15 protein-coding genes are annotated in these 18220 nt (G+C 73.8%); 5 read left to right on the plus strand and 10 right to left on the minus strand.

Going from position 1 to position 18220, the window contains the following annotated elements:
- Positions 1–148: 148 nt before the first annotated feature.
- From ACFPL3_RS06650 to ACFPL3_RS06680, 7 genes are all read right to left on the minus strand, one after another.
- The gene (locus tag ACFPL3_RS06650; protein WP_343946538.1) at positions 149–1396 is read right to left on the minus strand and encodes a polysaccharide biosynthesis C-terminal domain-containing protein; all 1248 of its coding nucleotides are present in this window, start codon (positions 1394–1396) and stop codon (positions 149–151) included.
- Between the two features lie 7 nt (positions 1397–1403).
- Entirely contained in the window at positions 1404–2348 is a 945-nt protein-coding gene (locus tag ACFPL3_RS06655) for an NAD-dependent epimerase/dehydratase family protein (RefSeq protein WP_343946537.1), read from the minus strand.
- Between the two features lie 4 nt (positions 2349–2352).
- Positions 2353–3510 (minus strand): glycosyltransferase, encoded by a 1158-nt coding sequence (locus ACFPL3_RS06660; RefSeq protein ID WP_343946536.1) that lies wholly within the window; start codon positions 3508–3510, stop codon positions 2353–2355.
- Positions 3503–4870 (minus strand): UDP-glucose dehydrogenase family protein, encoded by a 1368-nt coding sequence (locus ACFPL3_RS06665; protein ID WP_379588544.1) that lies wholly within the window; start codon positions 4868–4870, stop codon positions 3503–3505. Before ACFPL3_RS06665 ends, ACFPL3_RS06660 begins: the two co-directional genes overlap by 8 nt.
- 82 nt (positions 4871–4952) lie before the next feature.
- Positions 4953–5822 carry a right-handed parallel beta-helix repeat-containing protein gene (locus tag ACFPL3_RS06670; protein ID WP_343946535.1) on the minus strand — a complete coding sequence of 290 codons (870 nt, stop codon included), beginning with the start codon at positions 5820–5822 and terminating at the stop codon, positions 4953–4955.
- Positions 5823–5936: 114 nt separating this feature from the next.
- Entirely contained in the window at positions 5937–6836 is a 900-nt protein-coding gene (locus tag ACFPL3_RS06675) for an SRPBCC domain-containing protein (protein WP_343946534.1), read from the minus strand.
- 60 nt (positions 6837–6896) lie between these two features.
- A complete protein-coding gene (locus ACFPL3_RS06680) occupies positions 6897–9542 on the minus strand; it encodes an ATP-binding protein (RefSeq protein ID WP_379588548.1) in 2646 nt (881 codons plus the stop codon).
- A gap of 51 nt (positions 9543–9593) precedes the next feature.
- On the opposite strand from ACFPL3_RS06680, the gene ACFPL3_RS06685 reads away from it, so the two are divergent.
- Together ACFPL3_RS06685 and ACFPL3_RS06690 are read left to right on the plus strand one after the other, a co-directional pair.
- The gene (locus ACFPL3_RS06685; protein WP_343941997.1) at positions 9594–10247 is read left to right on the plus strand and encodes a phosphatase PAP2 family protein; all 654 of its coding nucleotides are present in this window, start codon (positions 9594–9596) and stop codon (positions 10245–10247) included.
- 49 nt (positions 10248–10296) lie between these two features.
- Entirely contained in the window at positions 10297–11601 is a 1305-nt protein-coding gene (locus ACFPL3_RS06690) for a glutamate-1-semialdehyde 2,1-aminomutase (protein WP_379588550.1), read from the plus strand.
- Here the strand turns inward: ACFPL3_RS06690 and ACFPL3_RS06695 are convergent.
- Both ACFPL3_RS06695 and ACFPL3_RS06700 read right to left on the minus strand, forming a co-directional pair.
- Positions 11573–12703 carry a sensor histidine kinase gene (locus tag ACFPL3_RS06695; RefSeq protein WP_379588552.1) on the minus strand — a complete coding sequence of 377 codons (1131 nt, stop codon included), beginning with the start codon at positions 12701–12703 and terminating at the stop codon, positions 11573–11575. The genes ACFPL3_RS06690 and ACFPL3_RS06695 overlap by 29 nt on opposite strands.
- On the minus strand, positions 12696–13367 hold the full coding sequence (locus ACFPL3_RS06700) for a response regulator transcription factor (RefSeq protein ID WP_343939070.1): 672 nt from the start codon (positions 13365–13367) through the stop codon (positions 12696–12698). The genes ACFPL3_RS06695 and ACFPL3_RS06700 overlap by 8 nt, the downstream gene beginning before the upstream one ends.
- An 89-nt stretch (positions 13368–13456) precedes the next feature.
- Here ACFPL3_RS06700 and ACFPL3_RS06705 point away from each other — a divergent pair, with 89 nt between their 5' ends.
- From ACFPL3_RS06705 to ACFPL3_RS06715, 3 genes are read left to right on the plus strand one after another with little or no spacing between them, the layout of a single operon-like run.
- Complete coding sequence (locus tag ACFPL3_RS06705; protein ID WP_343939072.1) at positions 13457–14227, plus strand: M15 family metallopeptidase; 771 nt, start codon at positions 13457–13459, stop codon at positions 14225–14227.
- Between the two features lie 5 nt (positions 14228–14232).
- On the plus strand, positions 14233–14937 hold the full coding sequence (locus tag ACFPL3_RS06710; RefSeq protein ID WP_343939077.1) for an ABC transporter ATP-binding protein: 705 nt from the start codon (positions 14233–14235) through the stop codon (positions 14935–14937).
- Complete coding sequence (locus ACFPL3_RS06715; RefSeq protein ID WP_343939073.1) at positions 14937–17396, plus strand: ABC transporter permease; 2460 nt, start codon at positions 14937–14939, stop codon at positions 17394–17396. Before ACFPL3_RS06710 ends, ACFPL3_RS06715 begins: the two co-directional genes overlap by 1 nt.
- Here the strand turns inward: ACFPL3_RS06715 and ACFPL3_RS06720 are convergent.
- Positions 17385–18194, minus strand: coding sequence for a sugar phosphate nucleotidyltransferase (locus ACFPL3_RS06720; protein ID WP_343939074.1), 810 nt, complete (start codon positions 18192–18194; stop codon positions 17385–17387). The genes ACFPL3_RS06715 and ACFPL3_RS06720 overlap by 12 nt on opposite strands.
- Positions 18195–18220 lie beyond the last annotated feature (26 nt).

Below are 18220 nucleotides of genomic sequence, written 5' to 3' on the forward strand. Positions count from 1 at the left end.
GCGCTGACGCAGCGACGCCGAAGGCGTCCTTGAGGCGTGAGAGGCGGCCCCGCACGATGCGCGGCGCCACCGGAGGCCAGGACGTAACCGGAGGCCCCTCGGGGGCCGGCCCAACCACCGTGGAGTGCTGCTGATCATCGGGAGCGAGTCAGCCCGCCTCCCGCCCGATCGTCTGCGGCACGGCGGTGCGCAGCAGCACGACGTAGACGCCGGCCATCAGCCACCGCAGCAGCACGGTGGCCACGACGATCCCGATGGGGCCGAGGAGGAAGAAGAGGATCACGTCCAGCACGGCGTTGAGCACGGCGGTGGCGACGGCGATCGCGAGCATCCAGCGCTGGCGGCGGGCCACGACGAGCAGGCGGGTGCCGACGACGTTGAACACGTGCGCGGGGAGCGAGAGCATCGCGATCGCACCCCACAGGAACCCCTGGCCCCACCCCTCGGGCAGCAGGCCGGTGGCGGGCCCGGCGAGGCACACCAGCGCCCCGCCGACGGTCAGCACGGCCGTGACGGCGCCGAGCACACGTCCGTCGCGGCGGAGCAGCGCGGACGCCTCGCCGGGGGCCATCGTGGGGAGCCGGGCCCACGCGCCGACGCGGCGCACCAGGAACGCCATGTTGACGAACTGCGATGCGGCGTACATGAGCCGGTCGGCCATCTCGTAGCTGGAGATCGCGCCGGCGCCGGACGAGGAGAGGAACAGGCGGTCGACGGCCGGGCCGAGCTGGGTGACCCCGGACGACGAGGCCTGCGCCACCAGCCCGAACGGGGTGAGGGCGCCGTCCTCGGCGCCGGCCTGTTCGGCGCGCAGCCTGCGCGCGGTGGCCGCGAGGATCACCGCCCGGATGGCCTCCCCCACGGGCAGCATCGCGGCGACGACGACGAGCGGGGCATCCCACCAGAGGGCGAGGACCACGGCGGGCGCCAGGGTGCGCATCGCCTGCACCGCGATCGGCACGGTGGGGGCGCCGCGGGCGATGCACTCGCCGGAGAGCATGCTCGCGATCGAGGCGAGGATCGGGGCGGGCGCGACGGCGCACACGAGCACGGCGAACTCGCCGGCCTCCGGGGATCCGGCGGCGTAGGCGATCGCCAGGACGGGCACCACCAGCACCGTCAGCGCGGTGCCGAACAGCAGGATCCGCCGCCGGTAGTCGCGCAGGGCGTCGGGTGCCGGGTTGCGGTCGCCGCCCAGCACGCGGCCGTACTCGGCGATCGTGGTGAGCTCGACGGCGGAGCTCACGATCACCGACACGGTGATGGCCACCGACAGCGCGAGCAGCAGGAGGTCCGACGCGGCGGGGGTGAGGACGAGCGCCGCGACGAACGGGAGCGTGAACCCCGGCAGCGAGCCGACGATCGCCGCTACCGCGGTGTGCAGGTCCTTCCTCACCGGCCGATCATGTCAAGACGGAGGCGGCCCACCGGTACTGCTCGGCGAGCCCGTCGTGCAGGGCGACGGTGGGTGTCCAGCCGACGGCGGCCTCGATGGCGGCCGTGCTCCCGCCGGTGCGCTCGACGTCGCCGGGCACCGGGTCGCCCCTGCGGACGATCGGGGTGCGGCCCGAGATCTCCCCGAGCAGCTCGATGACCTCGTTGACGGTGGTGGAGGTGCCGCCGGCCACGTTGAACACGCTGCCCGCGGGAACGTCGGCTGCCGCGACGCGGACGTTGGCCTCGACGACGTCGTCGACGTAGGTGAAGTCGCGGACCTGCTCACCGGTGCCGTACACCGAGATCTCGGTGCCGTCGCGCACGGCGGTGCAGAACCGGGTGAACGCCATGTCGGGCCGCTGCCGGGGCCCGTAGACGGTGAAGTAGCGCAGCGACACCGTGGGCAGGCCGTGGTTCTGCGCGTACAGGACGCAGAGGTGCTCGGCGGCCAGCTTCGTGACGCCGTACGGCGACAGCGGCTGCGGCCGGTCGGTCTCCTCGGTGGGGTAACGCAGGGCGTTGCCGTAGACCGACGAGGAGGAGGCGTACACGAACCGGTGCAGGCGCGGGGCCCGCAGCGCCGCCTCGAGCAGCCGCTGGGTGGCGCCCACGTTGCCGTGCAGGTAGGTGTCGAAGTCGGTGCCCCACGACTTGCGCACGCCGGGCTGGCCCGCCTGGTGGTAGACCACCTCGACGTCGGCCAGCAGGGCGGCGAGGTCGATCGCGTTGAGGTCGGCCTCCACGAGCCGCAGCCGGGGGTGTTCGACGGCGCGCAGGTTGTCGCGCTTGAGCTGCGGGTCGTAGTAGTCGGTGAGCGCGTCGACGCCCACGACGTCGTGCCCGTCGGCGAGCAGCCTGCGGGCGAGCGTGCTGCCGACGAACCCGGCGACCCCTGTGACGAGGACGTTCATCCGCTCACGCCGCCGCGAAGAAGACGTCCCGCACCACGCGGGGGGCGGACAGGTCGGCGACGGCCGCCGCGACCTTGGTGCGGTCGAGGCCCTGCGCGTCGCGGATCGCGGCCGCGAGGCCGGCGGGGTCGCGGTCGCGCACGAACCCGGACACGCCCTCCTGGACCAGGCCGCCGGTGTCGGCGCCCTCGGTGACCACCGCGGGCAGGCCGGTGGCCATGGCCTCCACGAGCACGCGCGGGAAGCCCTCGTAGCCGGCGTGCGAGGTCATCAGGAACACGCCCGACCGGTTGCGCGCCTCGGCGACGTCGGCCGGCCCGAGCCGGCCCCGCAGCGTGATGCGGCGCGCGACGTCCTCCGGCAGGGCCGCGATCTGCTGCTCGAGCTCGGGCCGCAGCGAGCCGGACCCGATCACCTCCAGCGTCCACGGCTCGTCGGGAGCGGACTGCACCAGGTGGGCGAAGGCGCGGATCGCCAGCGCCGGGTCCTTCGGGGTCTCCAGGCGACCGACCCACACCACCGCGTGCGGGTTGGTGCCCTCGGCGGGCCGGGTGATCGCCGGGTCGTACCAGGTGGGCGCGGAGACCGTGCGCGGGTTCCAGCGACGCACCTTCTCGGCGTAGGCCGGGTTGAACACGAGCACCCGCTCGGCGCGGCGGGCGATGGCCCGGTCGAGCCGCTCGTGCAGGCTGCCGGTGAACCGCCAGTACGAGTCGGAGGTGGGCCCGAGCAGGCCGCGCTCCTGGGTGTGGATGCAGTACACGAGCGGGTTGCGGAACAGCAGGCGCGTGAACAGGCCGACGTCGACCCGGTGGGCCTGCACGACCTTGACCTTCGGGATCGCCCGCCGGTGGCGCAGGAGCCCCAGCACGAGCCGCAGCGAGTGCGGGATCGGGCCCTTCGGCTTGGTGGTGTCGACGCGGGCGACCGGCAGGAACCAGATGTCGCGATCACCGCGGCGGTGGCGTTCCCAGACACCCAGCTTCCGCTCCGGCGTGCCCAGCTCGTCGATGCCGACGACGCCGAGCGTGACGCCCTCGGGCGCGTATTCGAGCACCCCGCGGATGCAGGTGTCGATGCCACCGATGGTGACCGCGCGCCCGACGTCGTACTGCTGGACGACGAGCCGGTCGATCTCGCCGTCCTTCGGTGCCTCAGGCATCGGCGGCGCTCCCGCTGAGGGCCGGGCGCGGGGCCCGCCCGACGCCGGTCCAGTCGAAGCCCGCGCGGCGCAGGACGTCGGGGTCGACGAGGTTGCGGGTGTCGAGCACGACCGGCTTGCGCACCACGGCCGACAGGCGCGGCCAGTCGAGACCGCGGAACTCCGGCCACTCGGTGAGGATCACGATCGCGTCGGCGTCCTTGGCGGCCACGTACGGGTCGTCGACCACGGTGAGCAGGTCGCCGTCGAACGAGGAGTCCTCGGCCGGGATCGCGGGGTCGAAGGCCACGAGCTCCGCGCCCGCCTGGCGCAGCTGGGCGGCCACGGCGATCGCGGGCGAGTCGCGCAGGTCGCTGGTGCCCGCCTTGAACGCGAGCCCGAGCAGCGCGATGCGGGTGCGCGACAGCGACCCGTTGCGCTTGCCGGTGACGGCGGACTGGATCTTCTCGACGATCCGCCTGCTCTGGCGGGTGTTGGTCTCGATGGCCGCGCGCAGGAGCCGGAACTCGAAGTCGACGGAGTCGGACAGCTGCAGCAGCGCCGCGGTGTCCTTGGGCAGGCAGGAGCCGCCCCAGCCGGGCCCGGGCGAGAGGTAGGACTGCCCGATCCGCTTGTCGTAGCCGAGGCCCTCGGTGACGTCGGCGACGTCGGCGCCCAGCCGCTCGCACAGCTCGGCGATGGCGTTGACGTAGGAGAGCTTCGTGGCGAGGAAGCAGTTGGCCGCGTACTTGATCATCTCGGCGCTCGCCAGGTCGGTGAGCACCGTGGGTGCGCCGAGCCGGGCGTACAGCGCCGCGACGCGCTCCGCGGCGTCCTGGGCGTTGGAGCCGACGATGATGCGGTCGGGGTGCAGGAAGTCGTAGACGCCCGAGCCCTCCCGGAGGAACTCCGGGTTGCTCACCACCGCGACGTCCGGGCGGTCGATGAGCTCCGCGGTGCGCTCCCCCGTGCCCACGGGCACCGTGGACTTGTTCACCACGATGGCCCCGGTGGGCAGCACCTCGCGGACCTCGTCGATCACGGCCTCGACCGCGCTGAGGTCGGCGATGCCCCCGATCCCCATCGGGGTGGGCACGCACACGAAGAGCACCTCACACGGCGTGCCCTCCGCCTGCAGTTCGTCGAGCGCGGCGCGCGCGCCCGTGACGAACGACAGCCGGCCCGCGGCCAGCATCTCCCCCACCATCTCGGCGAGCCCGGGCTCCCGGATGTCGATCTGGCCTGCCTGCAGCCGCTCCACCTTGGCGCGGTCGACATCGGCGCACATCACCCGATGACCGAGCGACGCCAGACACGCACCCGTGGTGAGCCCGACGTACCCGGTACCCACCACCACGATGCGGCGTGCGAACTCCGACACCAGCGTCTCCTCCCCCGTCAACGCAGGTCGTCATGCTGTTTTCGTAGCGGTGCTCCGGCGCGTTACCGGCGCTCCGCGGTGCCTAATCAGCAGGCGGGCCCTGGTAGCCCTCCTGCGCCGACGGGTCGTCGAACCCGACCTCGCGCCCGTAGTCGGGGCCGATGCGGTTGTCCCGCACGATGACCCCGGTGGATCCCTTGCCGAGCGCGAAGGCCTTGTTGGCCTCCCCGACCATCTCGTTGTTGCTGATCGTGACGTCCTGGATGTCCTCCAGCGCCACGGACTGCGCATCGGCGTGCGAGTCGCAGTAGTTCCCGTCGAACAGCCAGTTGCGGCTGACGCCCTCGCCGGAGCCGCCCTCGTCGTTCGGGCCCTCCGCCATCAGGCACTGGGCCCGGATGTCCTCGCACCGGTTGCCCTGGATCACCACGTCCGAGCTGCCCGGACCGGAGGTGGCGAACGTCTGGATGCAGTCGACGTGGGAGTCCTCGACGTCGTCGGACCCCTCGAGCTCGTACACCCGGTTGTTGAGGATCTTGGTGCCGTCGCCGAAGAAACGGATCCCGTCGACGTCCTCACCCGCGTAGTTGACCTGGGTGATCGTGTTGTTCTGCACCGTGATGTTGCGGCCGCGCACCCAGATCCCGGTGCTGTCGGCGCCGTCCGAGACGAACCCGTCGACGACGACGTTGTCGGCGTCCACCCGGATGCCCGGGACCACCGTGCCGTTGCCGAGGTAGGTGATGGGGGCGCTGTCCGTGCCCCCCGTGGTGATCTCCAGCGGCTCGTCCAGCTCGCCGGAGAAGCACACGACGTCGCCCGGCGACGGGCGCTGGCCGGGTGAGATGCAGTCCTCGGCGCTGGGCGTGCCGGTGGAGGGCGTGGGCGCAGTCGTCGAACACGCCGCGAGGGCACTCAGCCCCACCAGCAGCGCGACCAGAATCCCCCGCACGCGATTCACACCCGCCCCTCCCCCTGCGCGAGAACACCAGGTTTCAGCGTCCTCGTCCCAGCGTACGGACGAGACGAGGTGATTGGTCCGTTCCGGTGACCCGAAGCTGAGAGATCACTGATTGCGGAACATCGCCACCATTTTGTCGAGGCATTGTTCGAGCCCGGCCCGGGACACGTCGCGCGCCTCCGCGGTGCCGTAGCCGAACTCCTGCACGGTCAGCTCGGTGCGCTCCCCCTCGACCGGCCGGAGGGTCACCACGTGCCGGACGGCGCGCGGTACCCCGGGCGGGAGGGACTCGGCGGGGAGCAGCGAGCGGTCGGTGTCGGTGAAGTCGAGCTCGAACTCGAGCCGCTCGGCCGGGACGACGCGGCGGTAGGTCCACGTGTTGTGGAAGTCCTGGCCCCCGTACTCGGCGGGGGCGCGCATCGTCACCAGCGACGTGCCGCCCTCGCGGACGTCCAGCTCCGCCCGGGGCGCGGTGAAGCCGGTGGGCCCCCACCAGCGCATGACGAACTCCGGCTCGGTCCACGCCCGCCACGCCTCGGTGGGCGGGACGTCGAGCACGCGGGTCACGGACAGGTCGTGGCCCGCGGGGGCCCGGCTGCTGATCTGCTGCACCGACCACCGGTTGCCGTCCGGGTCGGCGAAGTGCACGAACCCGACGTTGTCGAGGGCGTCGTCGTCGCGGGCCGGGCGGAACGACTGGCCGTCCTGCGTGACCACCACCCCGCCGTTCTCGACCCCCTGCTCCACGAGCCGGGCGTGGGCGGCGCGGATGTCCGGGACCACCAGCACGAGGCCGCGCAGCGACCCAGCGGGCATGTCGTGCCCGTAGCCGGCCGACAGCTGGATCGAGCAGCCCGACCCGGGCGGGGTGAGCTGCACGAACCGGTGCGCCTCGTCGGCGCGCACGTCGAAGTCCACGGCGAACCCGAGCCGCTGCGCGTAGAACTCCTTCGCGCGGTCGACGTCCGCCACCGGGACCTGCACCACTTCGAGCGTCCACTGCATGACAACCTCCTGTCGTTGCCGTGCAGCGTGGCGCGCCGGACCGCACCCGCGGACCCGTGCTCACCACGCATCCGCCACGGGGACACCACGTGCCGGCTGTGCCCCGGGCAGGAGTTCGAGCGTGGCGGCGCGCTCGAACTCCGCCCCGATCCGCCCGAACGCCTCGGCGGCCGCCCCGAGCGCCTCCCGGTGGCCGTGCAGCCGGGCGGTGGCACGGGCGAGGCACGCGGCCGCCCACGGGTGATCGTCCGCCTCCGGCGCCGCTGCCGAGAGCCACTCGGCCGCGTCGGGCCGGCCCGCCACGACCGCGAGCTCGGCGCGGGCCGCGACGGCGTAGGCGTGGTAACGGCCGGGCGACGGCGCGGGCACGTCGACACGACGGCCGAGGTGCACGGCCACCCGGGCAGCGGTGAACACGACGAGCGGGGCGTGCTGGAGGTGGAAGGCGTTCGCGGTGCCCGCCTCCGCCGCGCGGTCGTCCCACCGGGCCGCGCGCCCGGCGTCGCCGGACAGCCCCCACGCGAGCGCGGCGAACCGCGCCGCGACGGGCAGCCACACCGCGGGCGGGCGGCCTGCGCGCTCCCAGCCCTCCCACATCGCCTCCGACTCGCGGCGCGCCCACCCCAGGTCCCCGGCCAGCACGAGCGCGGGCAGCACGGTGCTCACCGCCAGGTGCGGCGCGTCGCCGTGCAGGTCGGCGTCGAGGATCCGGGCGGCGACGGCCGCGGCCGTGGCGATCTCCCCGATCGCCGCCGCGTCGGCGCACGCCACCGCGAGCACGTCCTCGACCTCGGCGGCGGCCCCGGGAGCGCCCGGGTCGAGCGCCGGCACGAGCTCCAGCCGCTCGGACGAGAGCCGGTACGCGTCGCGGAACCGGCCCTCCTCCACCGTGGCGGCGCGCAGCGCCCCCAGCGCGGCGCTCAGCAGCACCGGGTCGCCGCAGCGCCGGGCCGCGGCCACGGCCTCCTCGGCCAGCGCGCGGTCGGGCGAGAGCTTCCGCGGTGCCGCGTTCCAGGCCGCCGCGATCGCGAGCCGGGTGGCGACGGCCGGGTCGCCGTGGTCGCCGGCGGCGCGCGCGCCCGCGAGCAGCGTGCGGAGCCGCTCGTGGGGCACCTCGACGGCGAAGGTCGCCGGGCACCGGCACGCCAGGTCGACCGCGCGGGCCCACGCCGTGGCCGTCGCGTTCCCGTCGGCGGCGACGCGACCGGCCTCGACGAGCAGGTCGAACGCGGTTCCCGTTGCGTGCCCCACCTCGGCGCACTCGGCGGCCGCGCACAGGTCCCGGGCCCGCTCGTCCGGGCTGCCCGCGTGCCCGGCCGCCTGCTCGTAGCGCCGGCGCGCCTCCGCCAGGAACCCGCGGGCCCGGGTGAGGCGCCCCAGCGAGCGCGCGAGCCGGTGGGCCTGCGGGTCGGGGCCCGGCGCGCAGGACGCCGCCGCCTCGCGCAGGTCGTCGAGCAGGAGGTCGGCCTCCGCGCGGGTCGGCGCGGTGAACGCCTCGGCCCGGGCGAGGACCCACTCCCGGTGCCGGTCCCGCACCTGCGCGGTCTCCCCCGCCGCGCGCAGCTTGTCGGCGGCCACCGCGCGGACCGTCGCGAGCAGGCGCCAGCGGCCGTGCTCGTGCACCACGAGGCTCTTGTCGACGAGGCGGCCGAGCACGTCTGCGGCCACCGCGGGCTCGACGCCGCCCACAGCCGCCGCGGCGGGCAGGTCGAAGCCGCCCGCGAACGCGGACAACCGGCGGAACAGGGCACCCTCCTCGGCATCGAGCAGGTCGTGGCTCCACCCGATCACGGCGCGCAGCGAGCGGTGCCGCACCTCGCGACCGCGCCCGCCCGCGAGGAGGCGCAGGTAGTCCCCGAGCCCGGTGAGCAGGCCGGGCGCGCCCAGCGTCGCGCTGCGGGCCGCCGCCAGCTCGATCGCGAGCGGGAGCCCGTCGAGCCGGGCACACAGGTCCGTGACGGCGGCGGCGTCGACGGGCACGGCGGCGCGGTCGGTGAACAGGCGCTCGGCGTCGGACCCCGGCAGGGGGCGCAGCGCCAGCACGTGCTCGCCCGGCACCGCGAGGCGCTCCCGGCTGGTGGCGAGAACCGTGAGACCGGGGCAGGCGGCGAGCAGCCGGTCGACGAGCTCCGCCACCGCGTCGACGACGTGCTCGCAGTTGTCCAGCACGAGCAGCGACCGGCCGCGGGCCAGCCGCCCGGCGATGGCGGAGTCGAGGGGCTGCTGGGGGCCTTCGGCCACCCCGAGCGCGGACGCCACAGCCTGCGGCACCGAGTCGGCGCGGGCCGGCACGAGGTCGGCGAACGCGCCGCCGAACGGGAAGGCGGCCGCCGCGGCCTCGGCCACCACCCCCGCGAGCCGCGTCTTGCCCACCCCGCCCGGACCGGTGAGCGTCACCAGGCGGTGCTCGGCGAGCGCGGCCTCCACCGCCGCCCGCTCGTCGGCGCGCCCCACGAACGACGTCCGCGCCGCGGGCAACCCGGACAGGCCGCCGGGCGGCGGCGCCGGGCCGGCGTCCGGGCCCACCAGCGCCGCCAGCTCCCTGCGGTCGGCCACCCCGTACTTGCGCAGCAGCGCCGAGACGTACCCCTCGACCGTGCGCACCGACAGGTGCAGCCGGCCGGCGATCTGCGCGTTGGACAGGTGCGCGCCCACGGCCGCGAGGACCTCGGCCTCGCGGTCCGACACCTCGACGGAGCGCGGCACCGCTCCATCATCGCCGATCGCGCACGCGCGCTCCGCGGTAGTTTGGACGGGGTGTCGGCCATCGCACCGCGTCCGGATCGGGCGATCCTCCCGCCCGGGCTGCGCGCACCCGCCGCAGCCGTCTCCGTGCTCGCGCTCCTCGTCTTCGGTGTGTTCGCGGCGCGGTACGCGGACGACTCGAGCGCGGGCCGGCTCGACCGTCGCCTGCAGCGCATCGTCGACGGCGGCCCGGCGCCCGCCGACACCGTGATCCTGCTCGGCAACCCGGTCTCGGTCGTGGTGCTCGCGGTGCTGCTCGCCGGCGTCGCGCTGGCGCTCGGCCATCGCAGGCTCGCCGTGCTGGCGATCCTCGGTCCGGGTCTCACGGGGGTCGCCACCACCACGCTCAAGCCGATCGTCGGGCGCACGATCGAGGGCGGGTTCGCGTTCCCGAGCGGCCACACCGGCGGGGCCACGGCTCTCGGCGTCGTGGCCGCGCTGCTGCTGATCTCCGTGCTGCGCACGGCCACCAGCACGAGCGCGCTCCTGATCGCCGCGGGCGCGGTGGTGTCCGGTGGTGCGATGGCGCTCGCGCTCGTCACGGAGCGCATCCACTACCCCACCGACACCGTGGGCGGGTTCTGCGTGGCCGTGGCCGTGGTGCTCACCAGCGCACTCGTGATCGAGCGCGTGCCGGGCGCGTTACCTCGATCGGGTGGGCGGTAGCGCCGGGTCCATCATGGTCGCGTTCGTCCCAGCCGACGGAGGTGCGCGCATGACGGACCGGTCCCTGCCGAGGTCGGCGGAGCTGAACGAGCGACTGCACGCAGTGGTGCCCGGTGGCGCCCACACCTACGCCAAGGGCGACGACCAGTACCCGGAGAACCTCGCACCCGTCATCAGCCACGGCCGGGGAGCCCACGTCTGGGACGTCGACGGAAACCGGTACATCGAATACGGCTCCGGACTGCGCGCCGTCTCACTCGGCCACGCCCACCCCCGCGTCCTCGACGCCGTCCGCGCCGAGCTCACCAAGGGCACCAACTTCGTCCGGCCAGCCGCCATCGAGGTGGAGGCCGCCGAACGCTTCCTCGCCACCGTGCCCACCGCGGAGATGGTCAAGTTCACCAAGAACGGATCCGACGCCACCACCGCCGCCGTACGCCTGGCCCGCGCCCACACCGGCCGCACCACCATCGCACTGTGCGCCGACCACCCCTTCTTCTCCACCGACGACTGGTTCATCGCCGGCACCCCCATGTCAGCCGGCATCCCCACCCAGGACGTCGTCCGCTTCCCCTACGGCGACCTCGACGCACTGTCGACGCTGCTCGACCAGCACGACATCGCCGCGATCATCCTCGAAGCCGCCACCCAGACCGAACCACCCGCCGGATACCTCCACGGCGTCCGTGACCTCGCCACCCGCCACGGCGCCGTCCTCGTCCTCGACGAAATGATCACCGGATTCCGCTGGTCCGAACACGGCGCACAACACGTCTACGACATCACCCCCGACCTCTCCACCTTCGGCAAAGCCCTCGGCAACGGATTCGCCGTCTCCGCGCTCGCCGGCAAACGCGAACTCATGGAACGCGGCGGGCTGCGCACCGACCACGACCGCGTCTTCCTGCTCTCCACCACCCACGGCGCCGAAACCCACTCCCTCGCCGCCGCCATGGCCGTCATCGACACCTACCTCGAAGAAGCCACCACCGAACGACTCCACGCCCTCGGCGACCACCTCGCCACCGGAGTCCGCGAAGTCACCGCCGACATCGGCGTCGCCGACCACATCCAGATCCGCGGACGAGCCTCCAACCTCGTCTTCGCCACCCTCGACCCCAACGGCAAACCCTCCCAGCCCTACCGCACCCTGTTCCTCCGCCAACTGCTCACCGGCGGCATCATCGGACCCTCGTTCGTCGTCAGCGCCGCACTCACCCACGACGACATCGACCGCACCATCGACGTCGTCGCAGGAGCCTGCACCGTCTACAAGAAGGCCCTCGACGCCGGCGACCCCACCCCCTGGATGGGCGGGCGACCCGTCAAACCCGCCTTCCGCCGCCACGTCTGAGCTCCGCGGGCAGCCGCACGGCGGCGCGGAGCCCGCCCCCGGGGCGGGGCGTGAGGGTGAGCGTCCCGCCGTGGGCCCGGGTGATGCTCGCGACGATGGCCAGGCCGAGGCCGACGCCCGGGTGGTCGGTGCCGGCGCGGTCGGTGCGCACGCGGTCGGTGCCGCGCCGGAACGGCTCGGTCAACGTGGCGACGAGCTCCTGGGTGAGCGGCTCGCCGGTGTTCTCGACGGTGAGCACGGCCGTCGCGTCGCGCACGCCGGTGTCCACCAGCACGGTGCCGCCGTCGGGCAGGTTGTGGACGATCGCGTTGTGCACGAGGTTGGTGGTGAGCTGCAGCAGGAGCGCGGGTGAGCCCGTGGTGGGGGTGGTCACTCCGGAGGTCTCCACGGCCACACCGGCCTTCTCCGCGAGGGGCAGGAGCGTCTCGGTGGCCTCCTCCGCGAGGAGGGACAGGTCGACGGGTTCCGGCGTGAAGGACCGCTGATCGGCCCGGCTGAGCAGCAGCAACGCCTCGGTGAGGTCGATCGCCCGCGCGTTGACGGCGTGGAGGCGGTGGACGAGCTCACCGGGATCGCGGGACGGGTCGTTGCGGGCGACGTCGAGCAGCGACTGCGTGATCGCCAGCGGGGTGCGCAGTTCGTGGGAGGCGTTGGCGGCGAACCGGCGCTGTTCGGCGACGTGCGACTCGAGCCGCGCGAGCATGGTGTCGAAGGCGTCGGCGAGCTCGCGGAGCTCGTCGCGGCGTCCGGGCAGCCGGATCCGGTGCGACAGCGATCCGTGCGCGGCCTCGCGGGTGGCCTCGGTGATGCGGGACAGCGGAGCGAGCATGCGGCCGGCGAGTACCCACCCGGCCACCAGCCCGAACACCAGCAGGAACAGCATGCCGAGGACCGCGGCCTGCGCGAAGACGAGCGGCCCGCGCCCCTGGAGCAGGAAGACGTTGGTCAGGACGTTGTGGAGGTTGTCGAACCTGACTCCGGGGACCCCGCGCAGGAGGAACACCCACACGGCGGCGAGCATCAGGGCACCGGCGAGCACGACGATCCCGGCGTAGCTGAGGGTGAGCTTGAGCCGGACGCTCAACCCGGGCGCCCTATCCACTCTTCTGCCCCTCGATGCGGTAGCCGACGCCGGGCACGGTGGCGATGATCCCCGGTTCACCCAGGCGTTTGCGCAGTGCCGAGACGGTGATGCGCACGGCGTTGGTGAACGGGTCGGCGTTCTCGTCCCAGGCCCGTTCCAGGAGTTCCTCGGCGCTGACGACGCCACCCTCGGCGGCCACGAGCACCTCGAGCACGGCGAACTGCTTCCTGGTGAGCGGGACGTACCGGCCGTCGCGGTAGACCTCCCTGCGGAACGGGTCGACCCGCAGGCCCGCGATCTCCCGCACGGGTGGCCTGTTGTGCGCGCGCCTGCGGTCGAGTGCCCGGAGCCGGAGCACGAGCTCGCGGAGCGCGAACGGCTTGGTGAGGTAGTCGTCGGCGCCGAGCTCGAACCCGGACGCCTTGTCGTCGAGCCGGTCGGCGGCGGTGAGCATGAGGATCGGCGTGCCGGTACCGGAGGCCACGATGCGCTCGGCGATCTCGTCGCCCGAGGGCCCGGGGATGTCGCGGTCGAGCACGGCGATGTCGTAGGAGTTGACGGCCAGCAGCTCCAGAGCGGTGTCGCCGTCGCCCGCGACGTCGGCGGCGATCGCCTCCAGGCGCAGCCCGTCACGAATGGCCTCCGCCATGTAGGGCTCGTCCTCGACGATCAACACGCGCACAAGGCCTCGATGCTACGAGCCGGCGCATATCGCCCGCATATCGAAAGCCGGATACGTTCCGGCAACGCCGGACCGCCTTCGCTGGGGGCATGACCACCAGCGCACCGCCCCGCCCGGCACCCCGGGGACCGCGAGCCGGAGGCTGGGACGACCCGACCCAGCCGATCGCGGTGGTCCGTCATGGGCGCCACTCGCGTACGCCCCACACCGCGAGCCGGCCTCCGGCCCTGCTGGGGCTCCTCCTCGTCGCGGTGGTCGTCATCGCGGCGGCGACCGGGGCCGTCGGCTACCGGACGTGGGTGTCCGTGTCCCCGCCGGCACCGTCCGCCGCCCCCTCGTCGAGCCCGGCGGCGCCCGACCGGCCGCCGGAGCGCGAGCGTGACCACGACCGCGACCACGGAGGTGCGCTCGGCGAGGCCGACGGCGCAGTGCCCGCCGGCACGACCGTCTTCGACGACGGGATCCCGGCCGTGGCCAACCTCGACCCGGATCTGCTCGCGGCCCTGCGGCAGGCCGCGGACGACGCCGCGGACGACCGGATCGAGTTCGTGGTCAACAGCGGCTGGCGCTCCCCCGAGTACCAGCAGCACCTCCTCGACGAGGCGATCTCGCAGTACGGCTCGAAGAAGGAGGCCGCTCGCTGGGTGGCCACCCCCGACACCTCCCCGCACGTCTCCGGAGAGGCGATCGACATCGGGCCCACCGCCGCCACGACGTGGCTGGCGAAGCACGGCGCCGACCACGGACTGTGCCAGGTCTACCGCAACGAGCCCTGGCACTACGAACTGCGCCCCGAGGCCGCCGGCGACGGCTGCCCGCGCATGTATGCCGACCCCACACAAGATCCGAGGATGAAGTGACCAGGATGCTGGGCAACCCCCCGCACGCCGCTCGGCCGAGCCTGGCCGCCAGCGCGCGCGGACTGACCAAGACCTACGGCCGGGGCGACACCGAGGTGCACGCCCTGCGCGGTGTCGACCTCGACCTGCCCCGGGGCCGGTTCACGGCGATCATGGGGGCGAGCGGGTCCGGGAAGTCGACGTTGATGCACTGCCTGGCCGGGCTCGACCGCACCGACGGGGGCACCGTCACCGTGGCCGGCACCGACCTGGGCACGCTCGACGACGACGCCCTCACGGTGTTCCGCCGCGAGCACGTCGGGTTCGTGTTCCAGGCGTTCAACCTGCTGCCGATGCTCACGGCGGAGCAGAACATCCTGCTCCCGCTCGAGCTGGGTGGCGCCCGGATCGACGACGCCACGCGCGAGCGCGCAGACGCGATCGCCGAGACCCTCGGCGTGGCCGACCGGCTCGGCCACCGGCCCGCGGAGCTGTCCGGCGGCCAGCAGCAGCGGGTCGCGATCGCCCGCGCCCTGATCACGAGCCCGGACCTGCTGTTCGCCGACGAGCCCACCGGCAACCTGGACAGCACCACCTCGGCGGAGGTGCTGGAGCACCTGCGCCGGTCGGTGCGCGATCTCGGCCAGACCGTCGTGGTGGTCACCCACGACCACGACGCCGCGCGGTACGCCGACGCGGTGGTCACCCTGCAGGACGGGCGGATCGCCTGATGCGCACCGTCCTGCTCGCCTCCCTGCGCACCCAGGCCCGCCGCTACGTCGCCGCCGTCGTCGCGGTGACCGCCTCGGTGGCCTTCATCGTCGTGATCGGGGTGGTGACCGCGGGGGCCCGCGCCGGGTTCATGGAGAACGCGGGCTCCCCGTTCCGCAACGCCGACTACGTCATCGACGCGCCTGCGGACGGCCCCGAGCCGGGCCCACCCTGTTGCCCCGGCACGCTCGACGTGGCGGACGCGCTCGCGCTCATCGACCGCCTCGGCGACAACGCGTCCGCGGTCGGCCGGGTCGACCTGCCGGCGAGCCGGGAGGACGGCACCCCGCTCGGGTCCGGTGAGCAGCGGGGTGCGACGACGGTCGGGCCGGTCGCCACCGCGGAGGAGCTGCGCTGGCAGGAGCTCGTCGCGGGCCGCTTCCCGGAACGCCCGGGCGAGGTGGTGGTGCACATCTGGGCCGCGCAGGACCAGGAGATCGAGATCGGTGACCGGATCCGGGTCGGCGACGGCACCGCCGCGACCGACCTGGAGGTGGTCGGCCTCGTGCTGTCGCCCACCACCTGGACCCAGGCAGCGATGTACGTGGCGTGGCCGCAGTACGTGCAGTGGCGCGACCAACCCACCTTCCACGTGGGCGCCGTGGCGGTGCGCGGGGACCCGGGCCCGCTCCCGGAAGGCATGGCGGTGCGGACGGCCGTCCAGTACGTCCGCGACGGCCTGGCCGGGCTCAACAACGACACGGACCTGATCGCGTTGATGCTGCTGCTGTTCGCGGGCGTCGCGCTCGTGGTGTCCGCCCTGGTCGTCGGGAACACGTTCTCCATCCTGTTCGCGGGGCGCCTGCGCGATTTCGCCCTGCTGCGCTGCGTCGGCGCCACCCGACGGCAGGTACTGGGGTCCGTGCGCCGGGAGGCGGCCGCGGTGGGCGTGCTCGCGTCGCTGGCCGGGACACTCACAGGCCTCGGCCTGGGATACGCCCTCCTGCCCGTGATCAACACCTTCGCGCCCACCACCCCGCTGGCGGCCCCCGCGCCGCCCGTGACCTGGATGCTGGGCGGGTTCGCCATCGGCGTGGCCGTCACCGTGCTCGCCTCCTGGCTGCCCACCCGGCACGTGGTGCGGGTGAGCCCGCTGGCGGCGCTGCGTCCGGTGATCACGGTCGACGTGCACACGGCCACCGGGCGGATCCGGCTGGCGCTGGCCACGCTGCTGCTGCTCGCCGGGCTCGCCCTGCTCACGGCGGCGATGGTCGCCGACAGCACGGTGCTCATGCTGACCGGCGGAGCGGCGGTGTTCAGCGCGGTGCTGCTGTTCGGGCCGGTGCTCGTTCCCCGCCTGATCCGGATCACCGGTGCCCTGCTCGGCCCCGCCGCGCGGCTGGCGACGCAGAACGCCGTGCGCAACCCGCGCCGCACCGCCGCCACCACCGCCGCCCTGCTGGTGGGCATCACCCTCACCACCGCGGTGCTCACCGGCATGGCCACCTGGCGAGCCGGCATCGACGAGGTCAACGCCAGGCACCACCCCGTCGACGCCGCGCTCACCTCGCTCGACCGGCCCGTCACCACCGAGCTCCTCGACCAGGTGCGGCGCACCCCCGGCGTCGAGCAGGCCATCGCCGTGAACGGCGCCGTGGCCGAGATCTCCGGGTTCGGCACCCCGATGCCGGTGCTCACGGCGCCGGACGCGGCCCGGGTGGCCCGCGACGGCGGGAACTCCGCCCGGGCGGAGCCGGGAACGATCCTGCTCGACCTGGGAGCCTTCGTGGAGCGCGGCGTCCGGCCCGGTGACGGGGTCACGGTGCGCGTGGGCGACCGCGAGGTGCGGCTGCGGGTCATCGCCCTCCCCGGCTGGGGCCAGACCGGCCTGGTGGCGCCGGAGACCCTGGCCCAGCTCACCGACGCACCCGAACCCCGGGTCATCTGGGTCCGCGCGGCCGACGACGCCGACCCGCTCGCGCTCACCGAGGCACTCGACGGGCTGGCGGACGCGGCCGGCGCCGACCTCGAGGACCAGCTGCAGGCCCAGGCCGCGGCCGACAAGGAGCGCGACATCCTCGCCGCGGCAGCGCTCGGCCTGCTCGGCATCTCCGTGGCGATCGCCCTGATCGGGATCGCGAACACCCTCGGGCTGTCCGTGCTCGAACGCGCCCGCGAACACGCGCTGCTGCGCGCGCTCGGGCTCACCCGCGGTCAGCTGCGGCGGATGCTGGCCCTCGAGGCGGCACTGCTGGCCGTCGTCGCCACCGTTCTCGGCGCAGCCATCGGCGTCGGGTTCGCGTGGGTCGGCTACGAGACGTTCGTGAAGCGGGCGCTCACCCACGCCACCATGGTGATCCCGTGGCCGTCGCTCGGCGCCGTGGTGCTCGTCGCCGCCGCTGCCGGGCTGCTGGCCGGTGTCCTCCCCGCTCGCCGGGCGGCGCAGGTGCCCCCGGCCGCGGGGCTGTCAGCCGACTGACGCGGCCACGCCGCCGATCCCCTCGTCGGCGCGCCACGGCATCCACGGCGTGTCGCCGGCCTGGTACATGGTCTCCAGCGCGACCCGTTCCTTCACGGTGTCGGCGGGCTGCCAGAACCCGCTGTACGAGTACGCGGCCAGCCGCCCCTCCTTCGCCAGCACGGCGCAGGCGTCGGCGACCAGGTCGCTGTTCTCCGGCAGGTAGTCGAACACCTCCTGGCGCAGCACCAGGTAACCGCCGTTCTCCTGCAGCCGCATGTCCTTCAAGGCGGTGATCGCCTCGATGCGGTTGCCCTCGTCCACCTCCACCACGTGGAAGGCCGCCTGCGGCGGCACCGCGAGGAGCTGGCCGACGGCGTCGGGGTTCGCGGCGAACTGGTCCACCATCGCGTCGATCGGGGCGTCGGTGAGCACGTCGGCGTAGTTCGCGAGGAACATCTCCTCGCCCTCCAGCAGGCGCCGCACCCGGCGCAACCGCTCCCCGATCGGCGACGCGAGACCGGTGTCGACGAACGTGATCGACCAGTCGGAGATGTCGCTGGTGAGCAACCGCACCTCGCCGCCGTGCAGGACGAAGTCGTTGGAGCCGGTCTCCTGGTAGTCGAGGAAGTACTGCTTGATGTGGTGCCCGCCGTAACCGAGGCAGAGGATGAAGTCCTTGTGCCCGTAATGGGCGTAGTACCGCATCACGTGCCACAGCAGCGGGCGCGGGCCCACCGGCACCATCGGCTTCGGCAGGTCCGAAGCCCCGTCCCGCATGCGCATCCCGTAGCCGCCGCAGAAGAGCACGACCTTCACCCGCTGCACCCCTCTCGACACCCGGA

Source organism: Pseudonocardia zijingensis, assembly GCF_042657305.1.
Lineage (GTDB): Bacteria > Actinomycetota > Actinomycetes > Mycobacteriales > Pseudonocardiaceae > Pseudonocardia > Pseudonocardia zijingensis.

Bases quoted from the DNA above. Each gene is read 5' to 3' on its own strand.
- ACFPL3_RS06705 (WP_343939072.1), top strand. From the start codon at position 13,457: ATGACCACCAGCGCACCGCCCCGCCCGGCACCCCGGGGACCGCGAGCC.
- ACFPL3_RS06660 (WP_343946536.1), bottom strand. From the start codon at position 3,510: ATGCCTGAGGCACCGAAGGACGGCGAGATCGACCGGCTCGTCGTCCAG.
- ACFPL3_RS06655 (WP_343946537.1), bottom strand. From the start codon at position 2,348: ATGAACGTCCTCGTCACAGGGGTCGCCGGGTTCGTCGGCAGCACGCTC.
- ACFPL3_RS06690 (WP_379588550.1), top strand. From the start codon at position 10,297: ATGACGGACCGGTCCCTGCCGAGGTCGGCGGAGCTGAACGAGCGACTG.
- ACFPL3_RS06710 (WP_343939077.1), top strand. From the start codon at position 14,233: ATGCTGGGCAACCCCCCGCACGCCGCTCGGCCGAGCCTGGCCGCCAGC.
- ACFPL3_RS06675 (WP_343946534.1), bottom strand. From the start codon at position 6,836: ATGCAGTGGACGCTCGAAGTGGTGCAGGTCCCGGTGGCGGACGTCGAC.
- ACFPL3_RS06715 (WP_343939073.1), top strand. From the start codon at position 14,937: ATGCGCACCGTCCTGCTCGCCTCCCTGCGCACCCAGGCCCGCCGCTAC.